21 protein-coding genes are annotated in these 20,679 nt (G+C 35.9%); 14 read left to right on the forward strand and 7 right to left on the reverse strand.

What is annotated here, in order from left to right; genetic code table 11:
- The first annotated feature begins 106 nt into the window (after nt 1-106).
- A complete protein-coding gene (locus M3175_RS12170) occupies nt 107-865 on the forward strand; it encodes a DUF2161 domain-containing phosphodiesterase (protein WP_251519338.1) in 759 nt (252 codons plus the stop codon).
- A 216-nt stretch (nt 866-1,081) separates the two neighbouring features.
- Here M3175_RS12170 and M3175_RS12175 read toward each other — a convergent pair whose 3' ends face one another.
- Nucleotides 1,082-1,300 carry a hypothetical protein gene (locus M3175_RS12175; protein ID WP_251519339.1) on the reverse strand — a complete coding sequence of 73 codons (219 nt, stop codon included), beginning with the start codon at nt 1,298-1,300 and terminating at the stop codon, nt 1,082-1,084.
- 170 nt (nt 1,301-1,470) lie between these two features.
- Between M3175_RS12175 and M3175_RS12180 the strand changes: the two genes are divergently transcribed.
- From M3175_RS12180 to M3175_RS12190, 3 genes are read left to right on the forward strand one after another with little or no spacing between them, the layout of a single operon-like run.
- Entirely contained in the window at nt 1,471-2,247 is a 777-nt protein-coding gene (locus M3175_RS12180; protein ID WP_251519340.1) for an SGNH/GDSL hydrolase family protein, read from the forward strand.
- A gap of 10 nt (nt 2,248-2,257) precedes the next feature.
- Nucleotides 2,258-3,166 (forward strand): ABC transporter ATP-binding protein, encoded by a 909-nt coding sequence (locus M3175_RS12185; RefSeq protein ID WP_251519341.1) that lies wholly within the window; start codon nt 2,258-2,260, stop codon nt 3,164-3,166.
- Nucleotides 3,159-4,139 carry an ABC transporter permease gene (locus M3175_RS12190; RefSeq protein WP_251519342.1) on the forward strand — a complete coding sequence of 327 codons (981 nt, stop codon included), beginning with the start codon at nt 3,159-3,161 and terminating at the stop codon, nt 4,137-4,139. The genes M3175_RS12185 and M3175_RS12190 overlap by 8 nt, the downstream gene beginning before the upstream one ends.
- 33 nt (nt 4,140-4,172) lie before the next feature.
- Here M3175_RS12190 and M3175_RS12195 read toward each other — a convergent pair whose 3' ends face one another.
- Together M3175_RS12195 and M3175_RS12200 are read right to left on the reverse strand one after the other, a co-directional pair.
- Nucleotides 4,173-5,480, reverse strand: coding sequence for an ATP-binding protein (locus M3175_RS12195; protein WP_251519343.1), 1,308 nt, complete (start codon nt 5,478-5,480; stop codon nt 4,173-4,175).
- Nucleotides 5,481-5,691: 211 nt separating this feature from the next.
- A complete protein-coding gene (locus M3175_RS12200; RefSeq protein WP_285852267.1) occupies nt 5,692-6,045 on the reverse strand; it encodes a hypothetical protein in 354 nt (117 codons plus the stop codon).
- 423 nt (nt 6,046-6,468) lie between these two features.
- Here M3175_RS12200 and M3175_RS12205 point away from each other — a divergent pair, with 423 nt between their 5' ends.
- Nucleotides 6,469-7,260 carry a TIGR00266 family protein gene (locus tag M3175_RS12205; RefSeq protein ID WP_251519344.1) on the forward strand — a complete coding sequence of 264 codons (792 nt, stop codon included), beginning with the start codon at nt 6,469-6,471 and terminating at the stop codon, nt 7,258-7,260.
- Nucleotides 7,261-7,507: 247 nt separating this feature from the next.
- Nucleotides 7,508-8,227, forward strand: a complete 720-nt coding sequence (locus M3175_RS12210) for a YebC/PmpR family DNA-binding transcriptional regulator (protein ID WP_119708731.1) — start codon at nt 7,508-7,510, stop codon at nt 8,225-8,227.
- A gap of 48 nt (nt 8,228-8,275) precedes the next feature.
- On the opposite strand, the gene M3175_RS12215 is transcribed toward M3175_RS12210, so the two are convergent.
- Nucleotides 8,276-8,734 (reverse strand): DinB family protein, encoded by a 459-nt coding sequence (locus tag M3175_RS12215; protein ID WP_251519345.1) that lies wholly within the window; start codon nt 8,732-8,734, stop codon nt 8,276-8,278.
- A gap of 146 nt (nt 8,735-8,880) precedes the next feature.
- Here M3175_RS12215 and M3175_RS12220 point away from each other — a divergent pair, with 146 nt between their 5' ends.
- Complete coding sequence (locus M3175_RS12220; protein WP_251519346.1) at nt 8,881-9,291, forward strand: GtrA family protein; 411 nt, start codon at nt 8,881-8,883, stop codon at nt 9,289-9,291.
- Between the two features lie 90 nt (nt 9,292-9,381).
- On the opposite strand, the gene M3175_RS12225 is transcribed toward M3175_RS12220, so the two are convergent.
- Nucleotides 9,382-10,308 carry a MerR family transcriptional regulator gene (locus tag M3175_RS12225; protein WP_251519347.1) on the reverse strand — a complete coding sequence of 309 codons (927 nt, stop codon included), beginning with the start codon at nt 10,306-10,308 and terminating at the stop codon, nt 9,382-9,384.
- Between the two features lie 255 nt (nt 10,309-10,563).
- On the opposite strand from M3175_RS12225, the gene M3175_RS12230 reads away from it, so the two are divergent.
- From M3175_RS12230 to M3175_RS12250, 5 genes are all read left to right on the forward strand, one after another.
- Nucleotides 10,564-11,544, forward strand: coding sequence for a zinc-binding dehydrogenase (locus M3175_RS12230; RefSeq protein ID WP_251519348.1), 981 nt, complete (start codon nt 10,564-10,566; stop codon nt 11,542-11,544).
- A gap of 165 nt (nt 11,545-11,709) precedes the next feature.
- Complete coding sequence (locus M3175_RS12235; RefSeq protein WP_251519349.1) at nt 11,710-12,108, forward strand: GntR family transcriptional regulator; 399 nt, start codon at nt 11,710-11,712, stop codon at nt 12,106-12,108.
- Nucleotides 12,092-12,991: an ABC transporter ATP-binding protein gene (locus M3175_RS12240; protein WP_251519351.1), complete on the forward strand. Its 900-nt coding sequence runs from the start codon at nt 12,092-12,094 to the stop codon at nt 12,989-12,991. The genes M3175_RS12235 and M3175_RS12240 overlap by 17 nt, the downstream gene beginning before the upstream one ends.
- The gene (locus M3175_RS12245; RefSeq protein ID WP_251519352.1) at nt 12,966-14,957 is read left to right on the forward strand and encodes a DUF6449 domain-containing protein; all 1,992 of its coding nucleotides are present in this window, start codon (nt 12,966-12,968) and stop codon (nt 14,955-14,957) included. Before M3175_RS12240 ends, M3175_RS12245 begins: the two co-directional genes overlap by 26 nt.
- A 29-nt stretch (nt 14,958-14,986) precedes the next feature.
- On the forward strand, nt 14,987-15,508 hold the full coding sequence (locus M3175_RS12250) for an RNA polymerase sigma factor (protein WP_251519353.1): 522 nt from the start codon (nt 14,987-14,989) through the stop codon (nt 15,506-15,508).
- A 51-nt stretch (nt 15,509-15,559) separates the two neighbouring features.
- On the opposite strand, the gene M3175_RS12255 is transcribed toward M3175_RS12250, so the two are convergent.
- Entirely contained in the window at nt 15,560-16,006 is a 447-nt protein-coding gene (locus tag M3175_RS12255) for a YndM family protein (protein ID WP_251519354.1), read from the reverse strand.
- A gap of 189 nt (nt 16,007-16,195) precedes the next feature.
- Here M3175_RS12255 and M3175_RS12260 point away from each other — a divergent pair, with 189 nt between their 5' ends.
- Together M3175_RS12260 and M3175_RS12265 are read left to right on the forward strand one after the other, a co-directional pair.
- Nucleotides 16,196-17,557, forward strand: a complete 1,362-nt coding sequence (locus tag M3175_RS12260; protein WP_251519355.1) for an aspartate kinase — start codon at nt 16,196-16,198, stop codon at nt 17,555-17,557.
- Nucleotides 17,558-17,838: 281 nt separating this feature from the next.
- The gene (locus tag M3175_RS12265) at nt 17,839-19,077 is read left to right on the forward strand and encodes a hemolysin family protein (RefSeq protein ID WP_251519356.1); all 1,239 of its coding nucleotides are present in this window, start codon (nt 17,839-17,841) and stop codon (nt 19,075-19,077) included.
- 38 nt (nt 19,078-19,115) lie between these two features.
- Here the strand turns inward: M3175_RS12265 and M3175_RS12270 are convergent, their stop codons facing one another.
- Nucleotides 19,116-20,471, reverse strand: a complete 1,356-nt coding sequence (locus tag M3175_RS12270; protein WP_251519357.1) for a TrkH family potassium uptake protein — start codon at nt 20,469-20,471, stop codon at nt 19,116-19,118.
- Between the last annotated feature and the right edge of the window lie 208 nt (nt 20,472-20,679).

The raw sequence follows: 20,679 nt of genomic DNA on the forward strand, positions 1-20,679 counted from the left end.
CTGTCCACCTGAGGAGGACAAAAATACGAAAAGTGTCCACGAAGGGTGTCTGACACCTACCCGGTGTGGTATACTTTTTGGAAAAAGGGCTAGAAGGGGAACAGGAATGGTAAGTAAGGAAAAGAAGCTCTACGAAGTAGATTTATATAAACCGATACAAAAGTTTTTTTCTAAGCTGGGCTACGAGGTACAGGGAGAAGTTCATCATTGTGATGTAGTGGCGCTAAAGGATGATGAATTAATCGTTGTCGAGTTGAAATTATCATTAACGGTTGACCTCCTTATGCAGGCAACAAAAAGGCAAAAGCTAACGGATCAAGTGTATATAGCAATTCCTAAACCAAAATATAAGATGAACTCAAAGAAATGGCATGATCTTTGTCACTTATTAAAAAGACTTGAATTAGGGTTAATTGTTGTTTCTTTTTTAAAAAGCGGTGCAAAAATGGAAGTCTGTTTTTCCCCAAAACCATTTAACAGACAGAGAAGTAAAAATTATCATGTAAGGAACCGGAAAAAGTTGATTGAGGAAATGAAGGGAAGAAACGTTAATTACAATGTGGGTGGCAGTTCAAAGACAAAAATTATGACCGCATACAAAGAGAACTGTATACAAATTGCCAGTTTGTTAGTTAGAAACGGCTCGATGACTCCAAAAGCACTTCGACAAAAAGGGACGGGTGAGAAGACACTATCGATTCTCTCTAAAAATTATTATGGTTGGTTTGAAAAAGTCAGCAGGGGTGTGTATACCATTACTGATACAGGGAAAAAAGAGTTGAAGGATTATCCAGAAGTAGTTAATCATTTCCTTGTTGCTGAAGAGAAAAAGACAAATGATGAGTACCTAAATGAAAATTCATAAAATTGTCAACCTAACTAACTTTTATTTTACGTATTTTTGCTAAGATGAAGATACAACATAATATTATTAGGCTATGAGAATGGGAGAAGCCGTTAAAACAGTGGGAGTATATTGGTTAACTCCCATGAGTTTTTTCGGCTTTTTCCTATTCTAACGATGGTTAGGAGACAATCGAAAGGATAGTGATAATCCTTAAATGCAGTGTTTTTTTAATTCTTAAGATGATTTTTGTTGTTCCTCTAAATGGATAAGGGAACCTTTTTTTATCCAATATTGAAAGCTATCAAGTGGAAAAACACCCCTACAATTAGAGTTTTCCATTTGAATTACGACTCCATCTCTTGTTAACTCTACAATTTTAAGTTTGTCAGATTTGCTGATATTTGGGATGAAACTCTTTGTCATTTCAAATGACATATTGTTCATTAAATCCATTTCTCATACTCCTTAATGGTAACTTTCTTTCCTTTTTAATTTGTCCAAATTTAGATATTATATCCATTATTTAGTAAGGATTTTTTATAATTAGAAGGTCAAATTTGAACAAAGCGGTTTCAGTCAGTAAAATATGAGTATAGACCGATACTGCTATTAGGAGAAAAATTATGAATAAAACGTACGTTACCATTGTTTCGTTCCTATCGATTGGAGCATTCCTGGTTTTGCTATTTGGGTTTTCGTGGACCATTCAAAATCAATTGAGTAAAGAAAAATCTACGGTGAGGGAACAACCGCAAGTTGAGGAAATTGTAAACGAAAAGGAAGGAAAAACCATTGTTGCACTTGGCGATTCTCTTACTAGGGGAACAGGTGATGAAGAAGGAAAAGGATATATTGGTTATCTAGTTGAGGAATTAGAAGAAAAGACAGATGAAAAGCTTACTCTTCATAATTATGGAGTGAAAGGGTACCGTTCAGAACAACTCCTAAATCAAGTAAAAGGGGATACGATTCAAAATCAAATCAAAGATGCAGATGTCATTATAATGACCATCGGTGGAAATGACTTGTTTCAAGGCGGACAAACGCTGGTTAGTCCAAAGCAAGACGAGATATCCCTATTAAAAGACCAATATGTAAGAAACCTCAAAGAAACCATGGAGTTGATTAAATCAATCAATCAAGATGCCGTCATATTTCTAGTGGGCTTATACAATCCTTTTATTGACCTTGAGGATGCTGCTACGACAACGGCTGTTGTTAGAGATTGGAATTATTCAACCAACCTTCTTCTTGATCAATACCCGAATACAGTTTTTGTACCAACCTTTGACTTATTTCAACTTAAGGTGAATGATTACTTGTTTTCAGACAAGTTTCATCCAAATAGTAAAGGCTATCAATTAATTGCGGAGAGAGTAGCTTCACTAATAACATGGTAGGAGTTTTATAATGACGGAGATAACATTATCAATTAAAGGATTACGAAAAAGAATAGGGAAAAGAGAAATTATTAAAGGCCTAGACTTTGAACTAAAAAGCGGTGAAGTATTTGGATTTTTAGGACCCAATGGAGCAGGAAAAACAACAACCATTCGTATGTTAGTGGGATTAATCCGTCCAACTGCAGGTAGCATTCATGTTTGTGGATATGATGTAAAAAGGGATTTTGTTAAAGCTATGAGTCACCTAGGATGCATTGTAGAAAATCCGGAACTTTATCCATATTTAACAGGAATGGAAAATCTTCAACATTTTTCTAGGATGATACCAGATTTCGATTCCAAACATTTAGAATATGTTGTTAAATTAGTCAGACTTCAAGACCGAATCAATGACCCTGTAAAAACCTATTCACTCGGAATGAGACAAAGATTAGGAATTGCTCAGGCGCTGCTTGGAAGGCCCAAGGTGTTGATTTTGGACGAGCCCACAAACGGATTAGATCCGATGGGAATACGTGAAATGAGAGAATTCATCCGCTTTTTAGCTGAAAAAGAAGGCTTAACCGTGCTAGTATCCAGTCATTTGCTTAGTGAAATACAATTGATGTGTGATAGGGTGGCTGTTATTTCAAAAGGAAGAGTAATTAAAGTTGATACGGTAAGCAATTTATTAAATTTTCAAGAGCAATTAGTTTGGAAGGTGACCCCAGTTGAAAAGGGAAGGAAGCTTCTGCAGACGGCTACGTCGGTCATACTGGATGAAGAGAAACAGTTGGTAACTCCGTTATCAGAGAACTCTTCTGTGTGGAATCGAATGCTTGTAGAAAATGGAGTAGAGGTCCACGAGATCCAAAGAAAAGTGCCTACACTTGAAGACCTATTCCTCGAATTAACAGGAGGAGAATCCGTTGAATAAGCTTATACATAATGAAATGCTAAAGATTATCAGGAAGAGAAAACTGATTGTTGTTATAGCGATTATGGCCGTTTTAATTAGTCTATTTACCTATGCACAATTTCGAGAGGTTCAAAGGCAAATTGAAAAATTAGGAGACGTTGATTGGAGAACCACTTTACAGCAACAAATCGTAGATACACAAAACCGATTAACAAGCAGTGGTATTTCAGATGAATGGAAAGCTCAATTACAAATTCGTGTCCAGCAGCAACAATACTATCTCGATAATAATATTAATCCAGCCGAGCCAGGTGCTCCTACATTTGTTCGAAGTTTTGCGCAAGAATCGATTACCCTCTTTGTTCCATTATTAATTATGATCGTTGCTGCAGACATAGTGTCTTCAGAGAGGAGTGCGGGTACGGTAAAGCTCTTATTAACGAGGCCGGTTAAGAGGTGGAAGATTCTATTAAGTAAATATGTTGCATTATTATTGTCCATTTCTATTATTGTTGTCCTTATGGGATTACTGGCGTATGTGATTTCAGGAGTGGTGTTTGGATTCGGAGGTTGGAAGGCACCGATTTTAACAGGTTTCACGAGTATAGGAGGAGAACTTAATACTTCACATGTTCAATTAATTGATCAGTGGCAGTACATTTTAATGGAGTTTGGCCTAGTCTGGTTTGTTGCCATTGTCGTCGGGACCCTTAGTTTTATGTTATCCGTTTTATTAAAGAGTACGTCAGCTAGCATGGGGGTCATGCTTGCTGCTTTAATTGCTGGGTTAATTTTGAGCAATCTTGTATCCTCCTGGCAATCAGCGAAATATTTGTTTATGATTAATCTTGATTTAACAGGATATTTAGCAGGGAGCTCTCCACCAGTACCCGGGATGACACTTTTATTTTCTATTGGGGTACTAGCCGTTTGGGCAGTTATTGCATTGTTTGTTTCTTTTTCTGTCTTTGTTCGACAAGATGTATATTAATAAAAGAAGTACCACTTTATTAGTGGTACTTCTTTATATAGCAGCAGAAACTTCAGCCTCGGTTAGTGGGAGAATCACTTCGAAAGTTGTTCCGATACCAACTTGACTAGATATATGTATTTTACCTTTGTGATTTTCAATGATTTTAAAGCAAGTCGTAAGTCCTAAGCCGGTTCCTTTTTCCTTGGTCGTGTAAAACGGTTGTCCAATCTTTTCAAGCGTATCTTTAGGAATTCCACATCCTGTATCGGAAAAATAAATGGAAACAAACTGACAGTCATCCACAAGACTTACGTGGACTTTTCCACCATTTTGCATGGCTTCAATCGCATTTTTGATAATATTTATAAAAACTTGTTTAATCTGGTTTTCTTCTCCATACACCCAGATAGGCTTATCATCTTTTTTTAGCATTATTTCAATGCTATTCATATTGGCTTTAGTGCTGATAAGTGCAATAACATAGTCTAAAGTTTTTATGATATCAAACTTTTTAAGATTGACAACTTGTGGCTTAGATAAAAGCAGCATCTCGCTTAATACAAGTTCGATTCTTTCAATCTCTGAAAATATGACATCAATATACTCTTTTTGAAGATGTCGTTGCTCTTTCAGTAACTGAATAAATCCTGAAATGGAGGTAAGCGGGTTTCTAACCTCATGGGCAATGGCAGCAGACATATTTGCAACCACACTTAACTTGTCAGAGTGTATGGCTAAGTCCTCGTTTAATTGAAGCAACTTTAACTCAGAAAGCTTCCATTCGGTAATATCCGTTAATGTTCCAACCGTAGAAATAAGCTTACCTTTTTCGTTAAAATTAAATTTAGAGTTGACTTCTATCCAAACAAAGCCTCCATCTTTCTTACGTAAACGTACTTCTTCTTGAACAATCTGAGTGGAATGCTTAATCGTATCAATGGCTCGTTGGTTCATCCATTCTTGGTCTTCATGGTACACATAAAATAATAGGGAGCGCCCAATACTTTCGATGGGAGAATAGCCAGTAACACTCTCCCAGGCTGGATTCAACACAGTAAAACAACCCAAGTGATCCGTTTGGTAGACTACTTGATTCAAATTGTTAAATAAGTATGTATTTGTTTCTAACAGTTTTTTGTAGTTTTCTTCACTATTTGAAAGCTTTTTAAAAAGTACTTTTGATTTGTCAAAATACGAACCAAGGCACCATGCGGTAATTGCAAAGGTAAAAGTGAAAGGAAGATCTAGCCATGGATCATACTCATAATTTTTTGCTACATAGAAAACCATATTCCATGTAGTCATTCCAATCAAAAACGCAATAGTTGAAATCAATCTACCTTTGTAGCGTTCAAACATTGGCCCAACTCCATCTCATAAATACTTTTGATTATTCCTAATATAACCTAATATAACCTAATTTTGTTATCCTTGGAATAGAATTTCCTTTGGTTCGAAGAATAATTTTTAAAATTCAAACTACTTATTTCGTAATTTGAAATAATAAGGTGAAATTAAGAGGAATGAGAAGGGGGAAGAAATCACCAAATAGATTCTTCCCTGCAGTCTATTAAAAGTCATCATCTTGAGTGGAAAATGGTATATTTAGCCGTTTTTCAACTGTTCTTAGTCGTTGATTCAATCGACTTAGGCGACGAGTATGTTTTTCATCGTTTTGGTTCAGTCGAATAATTTCTTGATTGATTCTGCCAATTTCTTTATTTATTCTTGCTATTTCTTGAATTTGACGTGTTAATTCTCTATTCAGGCGGTCAATTTCTTTCGATTGGTTTTCATTTTTTCTCTCTAATGTTGATAATCTTCTTTCAAATCCTTGAATTTGAGGTGGTTGCCGATAATAGTCATGAATGGGTGTTGCGGGAACTACATAATCATTTGTAAAATAAGTAGGGTAGTGATACATTTGGGGCAGCTCTCCTTTAAACTTTGTCGGTATAATTTATGAATAACACAAATATTTGACAGGGCAGTAGCCTAGTGTAGATTTTTGTCATGACATACATTATTTCTCGGGAAAGCGCAAGACTTGACATTTATTGCAAACTCTGTGTCGGAAATTGTATTTTAGAGACAATTGTTGTCAGAAAATTATAATAAATAACACGTGCAATCTGTCAGTTAGTGTAATATTATTTTTCTTAAAGAAGAAATTTGTTTTTAGCATAACGCTATCAATTGCTAGCAGGAAATTTGTGTTACATAAGGAAGTCGAAAAAAATTGTATGTAAGGGAAACTTCTATAAAATTTCTTCGTATATACAATGTCTAGTAGTTTAATAAGAACGAGGAAGAAAATACCAAACAGATAAATTTGGAGGAAATGTAAATGAATAATCATGAAATTGATTTTAAGATTTATGGAGATGACATGCAGTTTGTTGAAGTGGAGCTTGATCCTGGTGAAACGGTAATCGCTGAAGCAGGGAGTTTAATGATGATGGAGGACCACATTCATATGGAAACGATCTTTGGTGATGGTTCTTCCGGTGGCGGAGGTCTGATGGGGAAATTGCTAGGAGCCGGAAAAAGAATGATTACTGGCGAAAGCTTGTTTATGACCACATTCACAAATCAAGGAACTGGAAAAAAACATGTTTCCTTTGCCTCTCCATATCCGGGAAAAATAGTACCGATGGACCTGAGTGAGCTTGGGGGGAAAATTATTTGTCAAAAAGATGCATTTTTAGCAGCTGCAAAAGGGGTATCTGTTGGTGTTGAATTTCAGAGAAAAATTGGAGCAGGATTTTTCGGTGGAGAAGGATTTATTATGCAGAAGCTTGAAGGTGATGGAATGGCCTTTGTTCATGCTGGTGGGACCATCTATCAAAAAACGCTTGCTCCAGGGGAAGTTCTCCGTGTCGATACTGGCTGCTTAGTCGCTATGACGAAGGATGTTGATTATAATATTGAAATGGTTAAAGGCGTGAAAACAGCTTTATTCGGAGGAGAAGGGTTGTTTTTTGCTACATTACGCGGACCGGGAACCGTTTGGATTCAATCTCTACCATTCAGCCGTTTAGCGAGTCGTGTGTTTGCCGCAGCTCCTCAGGCTGGAGGAAATGGAAGAGACGAAGGTAGTCTATTGGGTGGCGTATTTAGAATGTTGGATGGAGATTAATAAGATACTATATTAAAAAAAGCTGCTACGGCAGCTTTTTTTATTGTCCAAAGGGTACACTGTCCACCTGAGATGGACAAAATCAGGGAAAGTGTCCACGCAGGGTGTCTGTCACCTTGATATCACCGTGATAGTCATCGTGATAATTCTTTCGTAAATGGAGTTGTTGCGGTATAATATGTCATGTGTATAAGTATAAGCCTAGTTAGTAGGCAGGTAGATATAATGTTGAAAGAGAGTGTTCATTATGGGTCGTAAGTGGAACAATATTAAGGAAAAAAAGGCATCTAAGGATGCAAATACGAGTAGAGTTTACTCCAAATTTGCGTTAGAAATTTATGTAGCAGCTAAACAAGGTGAGCCTGATCCGGAATCAAACCAGGCGCTTAAATTCGTTTTAGAGCGTGCGAAAACGTATAACGTACCAAGAGTTATTATTGACCGTGCGATTGATAAAGCTAAAGGTGGAGCAGAAGAAAACTATGATGAACTTCGATACGAAGGCTTTGGACCAAGCGGATCAATGATCATTGTTGATGCACTTACTAATAACGTGAACCGCACTGCCTCTACCGTTCGCGCTGCGTTTGGCAAAAACGGTGGAAACATGGGAGTAAGCGGATCTGTTGCTTATATGTTTGATAATACTGCTGTTTTTGGTATTGAGGGTAAAACGTCTGATGAGGTACTTGAGTTATTAATGGAAGCAGATCTTGATGTTCGTGACATTATTGAGGAAGAAGATACTGTAATTGTATATGCTGAACCTGATCAGTTCCACGCTGTACAGGTTGCTTTTAAAGATGCTGGAATTACAGAATTTACGGTTGCTGAGCTAACAATGCTCGCGCAAAACGATATTAGCTTAGACCCAGAAGCTCAAGCACAATTTGAAAAATTAATTGATGCATTAGAAGATTTAGAAGATGTACAACGTGTGTATCATAACGTTGATTTAGGAGAGTAAAAGAGAAACAGGCCTTGCATGGAAAAAGGCCTGTTTTTTTATATTTTTTTATGGACGATAGATGAAGAAAGGAACCTCTTCAATTCCTAAAAGACGAACATATGTAAAAAGTTGTCCTTTATGATGAATTTCGTGATCTTTAGCGAGCTCCAAAATCGCTTTTCCTGGTAAGTCCATTCCAGCAAAAGCAATGATGCTATTTAATTGTTCGTCAGTTAATTTTTCCAGCTCTTCTTTAGCAAATTCAGTTTGAGTCTCTACAAAGTCGATCAGTTCTTTTACAGTAGAGACTTCCTTCTTTCCTGTTGGAGGTGTAAACACTCCAGTTTTTACTGTATTTACGAACATTGAAGTGGAACCCGAGATATGAATGGCAAGCTCGGACAAAGACATTCCATTTTCCCATGGTTTAAAGGTGAGTTGCTCATCGCCAACCACTTTTAGTAATTCAAGTAATGCCTTTCTATGCGACAACCAACCGTTGATGTAACCAGATAATTTACTCATTCAATTTCCTCCTCAATTGAAATATAACCACCAAGGTAATTATATGATAGGAACGTATTTCTAACAATTTTTAACTAAATATAAATATTTTGACTTGTATTGAAACATACTATGTCTGGATAAAAAATAGGAAAAGTAGTGAGATTATGAGAAATCAGACACTTATTGAATTTATCAAGTTTTCATTTGTTGGAGCAATTAACACAGTAGTTGATTTTGGTGTGTTTAGCCTGTTACTTACAAATGGTTGTCCAATTCTATTGTCTCAAATCCTCTCATATGGATGTGGAATGTTAAATAGTTTTATAATGAATCGTTCATGGACCTTTAAGGAGAATAAAAGAATGGAGAATAACTCTGAGCCCTTAAAATATGTAGTAGCCAATGTAGCTACCTTAATTTTAGTGTCCGTACTGATTCTTCTTTTTATCAACCTGCTTCATCTTCCTGTTTTAATTGCGAAGGTCATATGTACAGCGATTGGGATGGGAATGAACTTTATTAGTAGTAAGTTCTGGGTGTTTCAGAGAATCGAGAGAAGTAGGGGGTACGAGTGATTCAAAATATCGTTGTGAATATGGTAGCGTGTTTCCATCCGCAAAAAAGACAAAGCGGGATCCACCCATACTTTGTCTTTTAACCACATATTAATCTCCCCAAAGTCTCCACCAGCTGCGCTTTTTTGAGGTTTTTGCTGCGGCCGCTTCACGGAAAGCTGAAACCAAATCTTGAAATCCTTCTTCACGTTGATGAATATGACTAGTGAATTCTTGGAGCTCGTGAATAGACTCTCTGAGCTGCTGTTGATCCTCATGCAAAGAAAAGGCAACTGTTCGAACATCATTTTTAACGTCTGCTACGGTTTGCGACACTGCTGATAGAAGCTGATCATTTTCGGTTTGTACAGCATGGTTCATTTGTTCAATTTTTTGTTCAATGGTCTCAGAGGTTGCTTTCGAATGTTTCGCAATGGTTTCTGATAATGTTCCGAAGGTTTCAGAGGTATATTTCGAATTAGAATGAATCGCTTCAGTCAATACTTGCATGTCAGCTTTTCGCTTATCGTTTGATCTTTGAATAGACTTTGAAAGGTCAATGACTGTTTGTAAAGATGAATTTGCTAACTCGTGTTTGATTTCATCCATAAGGATCGAACGTTGCTCTAACATCTCTCGCCTTACTTCGTGAATCACACCATCTTTTAAGATTTGAAGGCTAGCTTGAATGTCAGTTAATTGTAACGAGTACTCGTTTGTTTTTTCTGTTTCTGCTACATCTGTCGTTGCCAACATCATTTCGAATGACTCGGAGGCAGGTTCTGAAGGTGATTGTAAGTGTTTCTCTAGAAGGGTTCGAATCATTCCCTTGCCCACATTTTGAGCTCTCATAGCTGAAATTTTTTCTAATAGTTTAATTTCAACACTTGTATAGTATCGCGCACCTTGCTTTGTACGCGGAATGACTAAAAGTCCACTTAAATCTTTTTCCCACTGTCTAATTGTTCCAGAAGGAATTCCAAGTAGTTTTGATACCTCTTGGATGGAATAGGCTCTTGTAATTTCATGATTTATCATAGTGACGTTCCTTTCTTATAAAAATTTAGTGAGGTGCTATTATTAACTGTTATTCTCTATGAAACTAGTTAGATTCCTGCCATAAGACAAAAGCTATCAAAACTAGTGTTCTTTCCCTAAAAGCTGAGGGAAAGTTTGGTATTTTGCGATTAGAGAGTCGAAATGAATAAAAAACCTCGAAAAAAGAAGGTAGAAACTGTAAGGGTCAATCGCTAAACTAAAAGTAGAGTCAAAGAAAAACGGGGAGGGTAAGGGATGAAAGCGATCGTATTACGTGAGCAAGGCGGACCAGAGCAATTTCGACTAGAGGAAGTAGAGAAGCCGATACCGAATACTCATGAAGTTCTTGTAAAGTTAAAGGCGTCAGCTTTGAACCGTCGTGATATATATGTTCGAATGGGACAATATCCAGGAATTAAGATACCTGCAATACCAGGAGCTGATGGGGCTGGGGTGTTAGAAGACGGTTCTGAAGTCATAATCTATCCTGCATTAAATTGGGGAGAAAATGAAAACTTCTATTCAAAAGGGTTTCATATTATTGGTGTTCCTTCAGATGGAACCTTTGCTGAATACATAAAAGTACCTAAAGAAAATATATTCCCCAAGCCCGCATACCTTAGCTGGGAAGAAGCTGCAGCGCTCCCATTAGGAGGGTTAACAGCCTACCGTGCATTATTTACTAGAGGAAAACTTCAAGAAGGTGAGACTGTATTAATTCCTGGGATTGGTGGTGGAGTGGCAACCTTTCTTCTACAAATGGCTGTTGCTGTAAAAGCAAAAGTATTTGTTACGTCTAGTAGCAACGAGAAGATTAGAAATGCGATAAGCATGGGAGCTACTGGTGGTGTAAATTATAAAGAAGAAGGTTGGGATCGGCTACTTAAGGAAAAAATGAAAGATTCGGCAGATCTTATTGTTGATAGTGTGGGAGGCTCTAGTTTTTCTAAACTAATCAATGTAGTAAGTAATGGTGGAAGAATTGTAAGCTTCGGAGCAACTGCTGGACCAATCCCAGAAATCGTCATGCCAAAAATATTTTTTAAACACTTGGATATACTTGGTTCCACCATGGGTTCACCAAAAGATTTTACGAATATGCTGAAACTGTATGAAGACTATCAATTACGCCCGGCTATAGATTCGGTTTATTCTTTAGAAGAAATACAACAAGCCCAAGATCGAATAGAAAAAGGGAGCAATTTTGGAAAAGTTGTGTTGAAGATATCCAGTTAAGTTATAGCTATTTTTGCATAAGAAATACTCTCATTTTAACAAAATGAGAGTATTTTTTTATTTTTTTTAAAAAACTCTTCTAATTTTTGGGCATTTAAAATATAATTCAACTGTACCATCTGTATTACGATTAATAGTACACTAGGTACAGATTGGAGGATGACCATGTTTGAGCTAGATATAAGAAGTCGAAAGCCGATATATGAGCAGCTGGTAGACAAGTTAAAAGAGCTTATTATAAGTGAAGTTATGAAAGCGGATGAACAGCTACCGTCCGTTCGGGTAATGGCACAGCAACTGACGATAAACCCGAATACCATTCAAAAAGCTTATCGAGAGCTTGAGGTTCAAGGATATATTTATTCAATCAAAGGAAAGGGGAGCTTTGTGAGTCCGGATACTCCAAAGCAAAACAGTGAAAAAATGAAGACAATTAAAACTGAGTTAATAAAACTTTTGTCAGAAGCTATGTATCTTGGAATCACAAGTGATCAACTCGTTGAGATCATTAAGGAAGTGGAATCCACAATAGGGGGAGGCAGTAAGAGTGATTCAATTCAGTAAGGTAAGTAAATCCTTTGAAGGAACCGATGCAGTTGAAAATATAAGCCTCCATATTCAAAAGGGATCAATATATGGTTTGCTGGGAACAAATGGAGCGGGGAAAACTACTTTATTAAAGCTTTTAGCTGGAATTTATGTTCCTGACAACGGATCTGTATTGGTTGAGGAGAGCTCCGTATTTGAAAATAGTTACATAAAACAGAGAGTATTTTTTATTCCTGACCAACCATTCTTCTTTTCACAATATTCCCTTGCTGATATTGCGAAGTTTTATCAGAAAATTTACCATAACTGGAATCAAGAGAGATATAAATTACTAGTGGATGCATTTAAAATTGATGAAAAAAGAAAACTTCATAAATTTTCAAAAGGTGTCCAAAGGCAAGCAGCGTTTATTCTAGCTTTGTCCTCCATGCCTGATATCCTTCTTTTAGATGAGCCTATGGATGGACTCGATCCAGTGGTACGGAAAAATATTAAAAGTTTAATAATTGAAGATGTCGCTTCAAGGGAAATGACTGTTCTTATCTCTTCCCATAATTTGCGCGAGGTAGAAGACATATGTGATTATATTGGCATTTTGCATAAAGGAGAGCTATTGATTGAGAAGGAACTAGATGACTTAAAGTCCGACACACATAAAATCCAAGTAGCATTCAAGGAAAATGTCCCGGAGAATCTATTTACTGGTGTTAAACTTTTGCATCAAGAGAAAAGAGGAAGTGTCTTTATCTGTATTGTTAAAGGAAAAGAAGCGGAAATAGTAGATAAAGTCATGAAATATCAACCTGTAATTCTCGATATTCTCCCACTAACATTAGAAGAAATTTTTATTTATGAAATGGAGGGTGTCGGATATGCCATTAAAAACATCTTTGCTTAACCCTGAGATATTAAAGTTAATGCTTAGAAGCTCAGGCTGGGTATCTATTATTTATTTTATTGTATTGTTGTTTGCTATCCCATTTGAAATATTAGCCAGGACTACACAAGAACGTTTGACGTTTGAAGCCATGAATGTATTTCAATACAATATGGAACTTCAATATATTTTACTAGGATCCGTTCCTGTTTTATTGCCATTGTTCTTATTCCACTTTATGCAATCAAAACAAAGTTCAGATCTTATTCATAGTTTACCAATAAAAAGAGAAACGTTATTCCATCAATACACCCTTTTTGGTTGGTTAATGGTAAATTTACCAGTCGTTGTGATTGCAATGATTGTTCTCGTTCAGCGAAGTGTTTTGGATCTCCAATCTATTTTAGTAATTGACTCTATTTTTTATTGGTTAGGGATGACAATTCTTTTTAATACGATCATATATATTAGTACAGTGTTTATCGGCATGATCACAGGTATTTCGATTGTTCAGGGAATTCTATCGTATATATTTTTGCTTCTGCCAGCTGGGTTATTTGTATTAAGCGCATTTAATCTTCAGTTTTTTATGTTTGGTTTTCCTGATAGTTATCATTTAAATGGAAAAGTGCAATATTTATCTCCGTTAACCCTGATAGAAGGAATACAAGATATTTCTAATGGAATGCTTTTAGGGATTTATACTGGTATTTCTGTATTATTGTATTTTCTTAGTTTAGTGCTTTATAAAAAGAGAAAGCCGGAGTCTGTGTCCCAAGCGGTTATTTTCCCAATTTTAAAACCAATTTTGAAATTTGGTATGACTGTTTGCTGTGCATTATTGGCAGCAGCTTACTTCGGTGACGACTATCGTGGGTTATCGGAAGCCTGGATATTTTTCGGTTATCTTTTTGGATCCTTTTTTGGTTATGTACTAGCTGAAATCCTACTCCATAAAACATGGAGGGTCTTTGGTCATCTTAAAGGCTATCTATACTATGGTGGTATTTTAATAGTTATCATTGCTATTTTTCAGTTTGATCTCACTAACTATGAGAACCGAATCCCAGAGATAGAGGATATTCAAAGAGTGCATTTAAGCGATGGGCCGTATCTTTATTTGAATCCTGAGCAAAGTGGCTTCACAAAAGATACCTTCTACTTAAATGAAAACAACAATATTCAATTAGTTCATGATTTGCATAAACAAATTATTTCTAATAAAGATAGTAAAAAAACATTAGATGAACCATACGAAACCGCCTTTTTTGTGTATGAGTTAAAGAACGGAAAGAAATTGGTTCGTGAATACGATATAAACAAGGATGATTATTTGGCATTTTACAAACCTATTCATGAATCAAAAGAATATAAAGAAGTAAGCTATCCAGTGTTCAATTTAACAACGGATGAAATTAACATGATAACAATTGAGTCAATGGGGTATAAAAATGATCGTGCGGTCATTGCTGAGAAAGCTGATATCAAGGAAGTTTTATCTATTATAAAGGAAGATATATTAGCCTCCACTTATGAGGAGATGTACAGCTCAAACTCTTTTCAGTCTCATATTTCCTTTTCCTTGAATAATAGTAAGGAATACTATGGATACGCAGATATACCTGCCTTAGCTACCTACAAAAGGCTTGAAAATTGGTTAGTCGAGAAAGAACTGCATGATAATGCCTTTATTTCGGAGGAGGACATTGATTATGCTGTGGTTCTAGAAAAAGAGGATCTTGAAATTAATCATGAGGGATATTCGAACCATGAAGTTTTTACTAATATGAATAATCATTCAAACGTGAGAACTTTCAAAACGAAAGAGGAAATAAAAGAAATGATGGATATTACAGAAGATGCTTATTTACCAGACAGTAAAAAGACATATGTAGTCGCCTATAAATTTAAAGGTCAACAGGACCCATATTTAGGAACGTTTGATAAAAGCGATGCTCCTGCATTTGTAAATGAAATGTTTAAATAATGGATTACGAGGAAAGGGAGGGAGTGATCATGAATGAGGAATTATCGAAGGAAGATATGATGACGATTTGTTTTAGTCATCAAAAACTTCTCTTTCATATCGCCTTCGGTATCACAAGAGATTACCACTTAGCACAAGACGTAGTACAAGAAACGTTTTTAAAAGCATTTCGGAAAATAGATACCATTGTTGATGAGGCAAAGCTCCGCTCATGGTTAGCCTCAATTACTTCAAGAACAGCAATTGATTTTGTAAGAAAAGAAAAAAGAAGAAAAGAAGTACTTGAAACGGAAACCACTTACCAAGAGGTTGCATCTCATAAAAATGTGGAAGAAGAAGTGAATTCCTTGTTATTACAGAATGAGATTACAAAAGCCTTTGATGTACTTAATGCCAATCAAAAATCTGTGCTTCATTTAAAAGTTGTCGAAGGAATGAAGGAAAAAGAAATTGCCGAAGCCTTGCATCTTAATCAAAACAATGTCAAAACCGTGTTATATCGAGCGAGAAAAAAATTATCCATGTATTTAGAAGAAAAAAACTATGCATAGCATGCAAGAAATATTAAGAAGGAACGTTACTGCCCTATAGCAGTAACGTTTTTAGTTTTTCTTTCGAGGATCTGACTCTTCCGCAAATTCTGTACCAAACGCTAGCTTCTGAGACGTACGTAGAGGTCTTTTCCTCTCTGTAGTAGTCGGTGCTTCAAACCGCCCTAAAAGAAATAAATGGACAAACACTTCAGATATTCCAATCAATGTTGCTGCTATAATACTTCCCCATGCAATCTGTTCATAGCTGTGTAGAAGAATATTTCCAAAAATCCACACAATTCCATAGACAGTGAAAAAATCGATGATAACAGCGGCACGGTTACCAACCCTTGGCAAGATTATTTTATCTCCAATGAAATAAGAAACTATAGTAACCAAAATACTGAATGACAAGACTTCAGTTACTCCTGCTTCAAAGAACAGGTCAAAGGCAACGGTAAATATAATTATACAGACAATGAACTTAAGAAGAATGATTCGAAAATTTGTACGCATAGCTTTCACTCCTTTTTACATATTGTAAACGTAAGTTCATATTCCATGCGCCAGAGGAAAAGAAACATGAAAAAACGGATATGTCCTCTCTAAAAATACATTTGTCCATCTAATGAGGAAAAAATGCTTGATTCTTTACTACTTTGAAGCGATAATAAATATAAATTTTATTTATCAGGGGATGTTTACATGAAGGTAGCAAAATTCGGAGGATCATCTTTAGCAAATGGAGAGCAGTTACAAAAAGTATTTCAAATCGTCACAGCTGATCCTAGCCGAAAGGTAATTGTTGTATCAGCACCAGGTAAGAGAAAATCAGATGATATAAAAGTGACCGACTTGTTGATACATTGCGCAGAGCAGGGATTAAATGGTGAAGATACAAGTGCTACACTTGAGCAAATAATTGATCGTTACGATAGTATTGTTAAGGAACTCCATCTCTCATTAGATATTACAGAAGAGATTACAGACACACTACACTCTTTATTATCTGCAGATAAGTCCAATCCAGACCATTATATGGAGGCTCTGAAAGCAGCTGGTGAAGACAATAATGCAAAATTAGTTGCGAAGTTCTTTCAATCAAAAGGAGTGCAGGCAAAATACATCAATCCAAAGGACGCTGGATTGTTTGTTACTGATGAGACAGGAAATGCTCAAGTACTACAGGAATCTTATGACAATTTATATAAACTACGAGAAGAAGAGGGGATTTTAATCTTCCCTGGATTTTTCGGGTATACAAAAGATGGAAATGTTGTAACCTTTTCGAGAAGCGGTTCCGACATTACAGGTTCAATCTTAGCGAATGGTATAAAAGCAGATTTGTATGAAAACTTTACAGACGTAGATGCTGTTTATTCAGTAAATCCCAATCTTGTCCAAGACCCAAAAGAAATAAAAGAACTAACTTACCGTGAAATGAGAGAACTTTCTTACGCTGGCTTTTCTGTTTTTCACGATGAAGCATTAATTCCAGCTTTTAGGGCAGGAATTCCAGTGCAGGTGAAAAACACGAATAACCCGCTCTCACCAGGGACTTTAATTGTTCATGAGCGCAGTGTTCAAAATGGTCCTGTAACAGGAATTGCAAGTGATAAAGGCTTTTGTAGCATTTATGTAGGAAAATATTTAATGAACAGAGAAATTGGCTTTGGAAGTAGATTATTAAGAATATTAGAAGAACATGGTATGTCTTATGAGCACACACCATCAGGAATTGATGATATTTCTGTTATTTTACGTCAGGACCAAATGGATTACGAAACAGAACAACGTATTGTTAACCTTATTCTCACAGAGTTGCATGCAGATGAAGTGAAGGTTGAACACGACTTGGCTTTAATCATGATTGTTGGAGAAGGTATGAGACAAAATGTTGGAACAACGGCAAGAGCTGCTAAGGCACTCGCCGATGCTGGTGTGAATATTGAGATGATTAACCAAGGGTCGTCTGAAGTGAGCATGATGTTTGGGGTAAAAGAAGCCGATGAAAAGCATGCAGTTAAGGCACTTTATAATGAATTCTTTGTCGGTGTACCGGTATAAAGTAAGGCACGAGAGAAGCATGAATATTCATGCTTCTTTTTTTGAAATAATATTCTTGTTTTAGTTTAAAATAAATGAAAATCAAGAGGTCAGATATGCTCGAACAAACGGGAATTCATTGGGTCATATTAATTAGTGTATTTATCCTTACTGCTATCGGAGTATTAGTAATCTTACGAAAGAATACACTAAATCATTGGCATGAGAGATAACATGATAGTGGCAAAATGAATAGGAATTTGGTAATGTTATACTCATCATATTTGTTTGGAGGATGGTTTGTGTTTATAGCTATCATATTTTTTCTGCTCATGTCTTTTTTTCTATCAGGAAGTGAAACGGCACTAACTGCGGTGAATAAAATGAAACTAAAGACAAAGGCAGAAGGCGGCGACAAAAAGGCGCAAAAGCTTTTAACACTTGTGTCTAATTTAGACGAACTAATTACAGCGATATTAATAGGTAACAATATAGCTAATATTATGCTTCCTACATTGGTTACCATTATTGCAATTGAGTACGGTTGGAACGTGGGGATTGTGACAGGAATTTTAACGGTTGTATTAATTGTATTTGCTGAAGTATTGCCAAAGTCGATTGCTGCTAGTTTTGCTGATAAAATTGCCTTTCTCGTATTTCCAGTCATTCATTCTATTATGATCATACTAAAACCATTAACGTTTCTATTGTCACGTTTTACAAGAACTGTCATTAAGCTTTTAGAAAAGGAAGATAAGGATGGAGTGTCTATTTCAAAAGAAGAGCTAATTACTATGGTAGACATTGCAGCGACAGAAGGTACGTTTCAAAATGATGAGACGAAAAGTATAAAAGGAGTTATTGATTTTTATAGCTTAGATGTTAGAGATGCATTAAAAACCCCACGAATGGAAATTCAAGGGATACCTTTTGACTCAACTTTTGAGGAAGCGAGAGAAGTAGTAATAAACAATCAATATACGAGATATCCGGTTTACAAAGAAAATATGGATAATATTGTAGGAGTCTTTCATTCAAAGGGCTTATTATCTTGGTCTGTTGAACCAGATAAACCATTAGAGGATTTCACTGATAATTCCCCATTATTTGTATTTGAGTTTCACTCAATAGAAAAGATATTTAAAATGATGCTAAAGGAACGCAAGCATCTTGCAATTGTGCTTGATGAATACGGGGGAACCAAGGGTATTATTACAAACGAGGATATTATAGAAGCCATGATTGGCCTTGAAATTAAAGATGAGACGGATGAAAATGAAGAAATATTAATCGATGAATTAACGGACTCTCATATTATTTGTAATGGAAAACTAGCATTAAGAAGATTAAATGAAGTGTTCAAAACCAAAATTCCTGAAGATGAAGATGTATTAACTGGATTTTTATTAAAAGAGATGGGACATTTCCCAGAAGAAGGGGAAACATTTGAATACCATCACCTCCACTTTGAAATGCTTGTAGTAGAGGATAATAAAATCAAGCAAATTGAAATTAAAAAGAAAACTCCCCCATTAGTGTAAAAAACTCCGTTGCCTTAGCAACGGAGTTTTTACTATAACTAACCAATAATAATACGTTCTTTAGGATAATGGAATTTTTCTTTAACAGGGTTTCCACGAATGATAAATAAGAAGGAGAAAATGCCGATACGACCAATAAACATGACCAAAATGATGACTAGCTTACTGGCGGTACTTAAATCAGCTGTGATCCCCATTGATAATCCCGTTGTACCAAAAGCTGAGCTAACTTCAAAAATAATTTCCATTAAACCAATTGAAGGCTCTAGAATAGCCAATATAATGACAGAAGCTGAACAAATCATTACTGCCGTTGTGATAACAATATATGATTTAAGAATGTCTTCTTGCAATATTTCTTTTTTAAACACTTTTATCGTATCTCGACCTTTTGCATATGTAAATATACTTAACATCATTATTGCAAAAGTGGTAGTTCGAATCCCTCCACCTACACTGCTTGGTGAGGCACCGATAAACATGAGAATACATAAAACTAGGAGGGTAGGTGTTGTAAATTCACTTACATCCATGGTCGCTAAACCACCATTTCTAGTCGTAACCGATTGGAACAATGCGTAAAAAAATGATTCATGCCAAGATTTCCCTGAGAAAAAATGGTTATACTCAAAAAGAATAATGAGTAAAGTTCCACCAATAACTAGAAGGAAAAAAGTTGTGGATGTAACTTTTGAAAATAAACTAAATCGAAAAAGGCTATCTCCTCTACGAAATAAAAAGTGTCGAACCTCAATTAGAACAGGAAAACCGATAGCACCAAGAATTAAAAGGATGATGTTAACGAGTTGAACAAAATAATCATTAGCATATGGAAGTAGGGACTGACCGGTAATATCAAATCCAGCGTTCGTGGTCGCACTGACACTCATGAAAAAGCCATGTAAAAAAGCTTCCTGCCAATTAGGATAATAATTAACTAAGTAAATGCCGAGTATTACACTTCCAATGATCTCGATAAAGATAATAAGATAAAGAATTTGTCTCATCAGTTGAACCAGACCTGACAGAGTAGACTGATTTTGATCTGTCATAATTAACTTTCGTTCACGAAGTCCAATTTTCTTTCCCATTAGAAGCCAAATAAATGTGCCTAGTGTCATAATCCCAATTCCACCGAATTGAAGGATGAAAGCAAAAATGAATGTACCTGTCACACTTAGCTTTTCTGAGATAGAAATGGTAGAAAGTCCTGTAACACTTACCGCACTAGCGGAGGTAAACAATGCATCTATAAAGGAAATGTCCTCTCCGGGTTTCAATGTAACTGGAAGCATTAATAGTACAGTTGAGATAACCACTGCAAGTACGTAAAATAACACAATGATTTGAACAGATGATAGCTTTTCCATAAAGATTTTCGAGCTAATTTTCATAATAAACCTCTTTAAAAATATTCTAAACTTATTGTTGTTCCCATAAGTTCCAATTATACAAAAGATATGGGTAATCGGGAAGTAGTTTGTTTAATACCCCATCATAGGTAAGGAACCTCCTAATATATGAATCTATTATTATTTTAACAGAGTATATATAGAAATAATGGTAAATATCATATTATTTGTAACTTTATCCAATTCTAAT

The organism is Robertmurraya korlensis (assembly GCF_023715225.1).
Classification (GTDB): domain Bacteria; phylum Bacillota; class Bacilli; order Bacillales; family Cytobacillaceae; genus Robertmurraya_A.

Coding starts and splice junctions, on each gene's coding strand:
- M3175_RS12225 (WP_251519347.1), bottom strand. CDS start 10,308: ATGATAAATCATGAAATTACAAGAGCCTATTCCATCCAAGAGGTATCA.
- M3175_RS12220 (WP_251519346.1), top strand. CDS start 8,881: ATGAGAAATCAGACACTTATTGAATTTATCAAGTTTTCATTTGTTGGA.
- M3175_RS12260 (WP_251519355.1), top strand. CDS start 16,196: ATGAAGGTAGCAAAATTCGGAGGATCATCTTTAGCAAATGGAGAGCAG.
- M3175_RS12235 (WP_251519349.1), top strand. CDS start 11,710: ATGTTTGAGCTAGATATAAGAAGTCGAAAGCCGATATATGAGCAGCTG.
- M3175_RS12250 (WP_251519353.1), top strand. CDS start 14,987: ATGAATGAGGAATTATCGAAGGAAGATATGATGACGATTTGTTTTAGT.
- M3175_RS12205 (WP_251519344.1), top strand. CDS start 6,469: ATGAATAATCATGAAATTGATTTTAAGATTTATGGAGATGACATGCAG.
- M3175_RS12210 (WP_119708731.1), top strand. CDS start 7,508: ATGGGTCGTAAGTGGAACAATATTAAGGAAAAAAAGGCATCTAAGGAT.
- M3175_RS12195 (WP_251519343.1), bottom strand. CDS start 5,480: ATGTTTGAACGCTACAAAGGTAGATTGATTTCAACTATTGCGTTTTTG.
- M3175_RS12230 (WP_251519348.1), top strand. CDS start 10,564: ATGAAAGCGATCGTATTACGTGAGCAAGGCGGACCAGAGCAATTTCGA.
- M3175_RS12185 (WP_251519341.1), top strand. CDS start 2,258: ATGACGGAGATAACATTATCAATTAAAGGATTACGAAAAAGAATAGGG.
- M3175_RS12245 (WP_251519352.1), top strand. CDS start 12,966: ATGCCATTAAAAACATCTTTGCTTAACCCTGAGATATTAAAGTTAATG.
- M3175_RS12200 (WP_285852267.1), bottom strand. CDS start 6,045: ATGTATCACTACCCTACTTATTTTACAAATGATTATGTAGTTCCCGCA.
- M3175_RS12180 (WP_251519340.1), top strand. CDS start 1,471: ATGAATAAAACGTACGTTACCATTGTTTCGTTCCTATCGATTGGAGCA.
- M3175_RS12270 (WP_251519357.1), bottom strand. CDS start 20,471: ATGAAAATTAGCTCGAAAATCTTTATGGAAAAGCTATCATCTGTTCAA.
- M3175_RS12255 (WP_251519354.1), bottom strand. CDS start 16,006: ATGCGTACAAATTTTCGAATCATTCTTCTTAAGTTCATTGTCTGTATA.
- M3175_RS12175 (WP_251519339.1), bottom strand. CDS start 1,300: ATGGATTTAATGAACAATATGTCATTTGAAATGACAAAGAGTTTCATC.
- M3175_RS12215 (WP_251519345.1), bottom strand. CDS start 8,734: ATGAGTAAATTATCTGGTTACATCAACGGTTGGTTGTCGCATAGAAAG.
- M3175_RS12170 (WP_251519338.1), top strand. CDS start 107: ATGGTAAGTAAGGAAAAGAAGCTCTACGAAGTAGATTTATATAAACCG.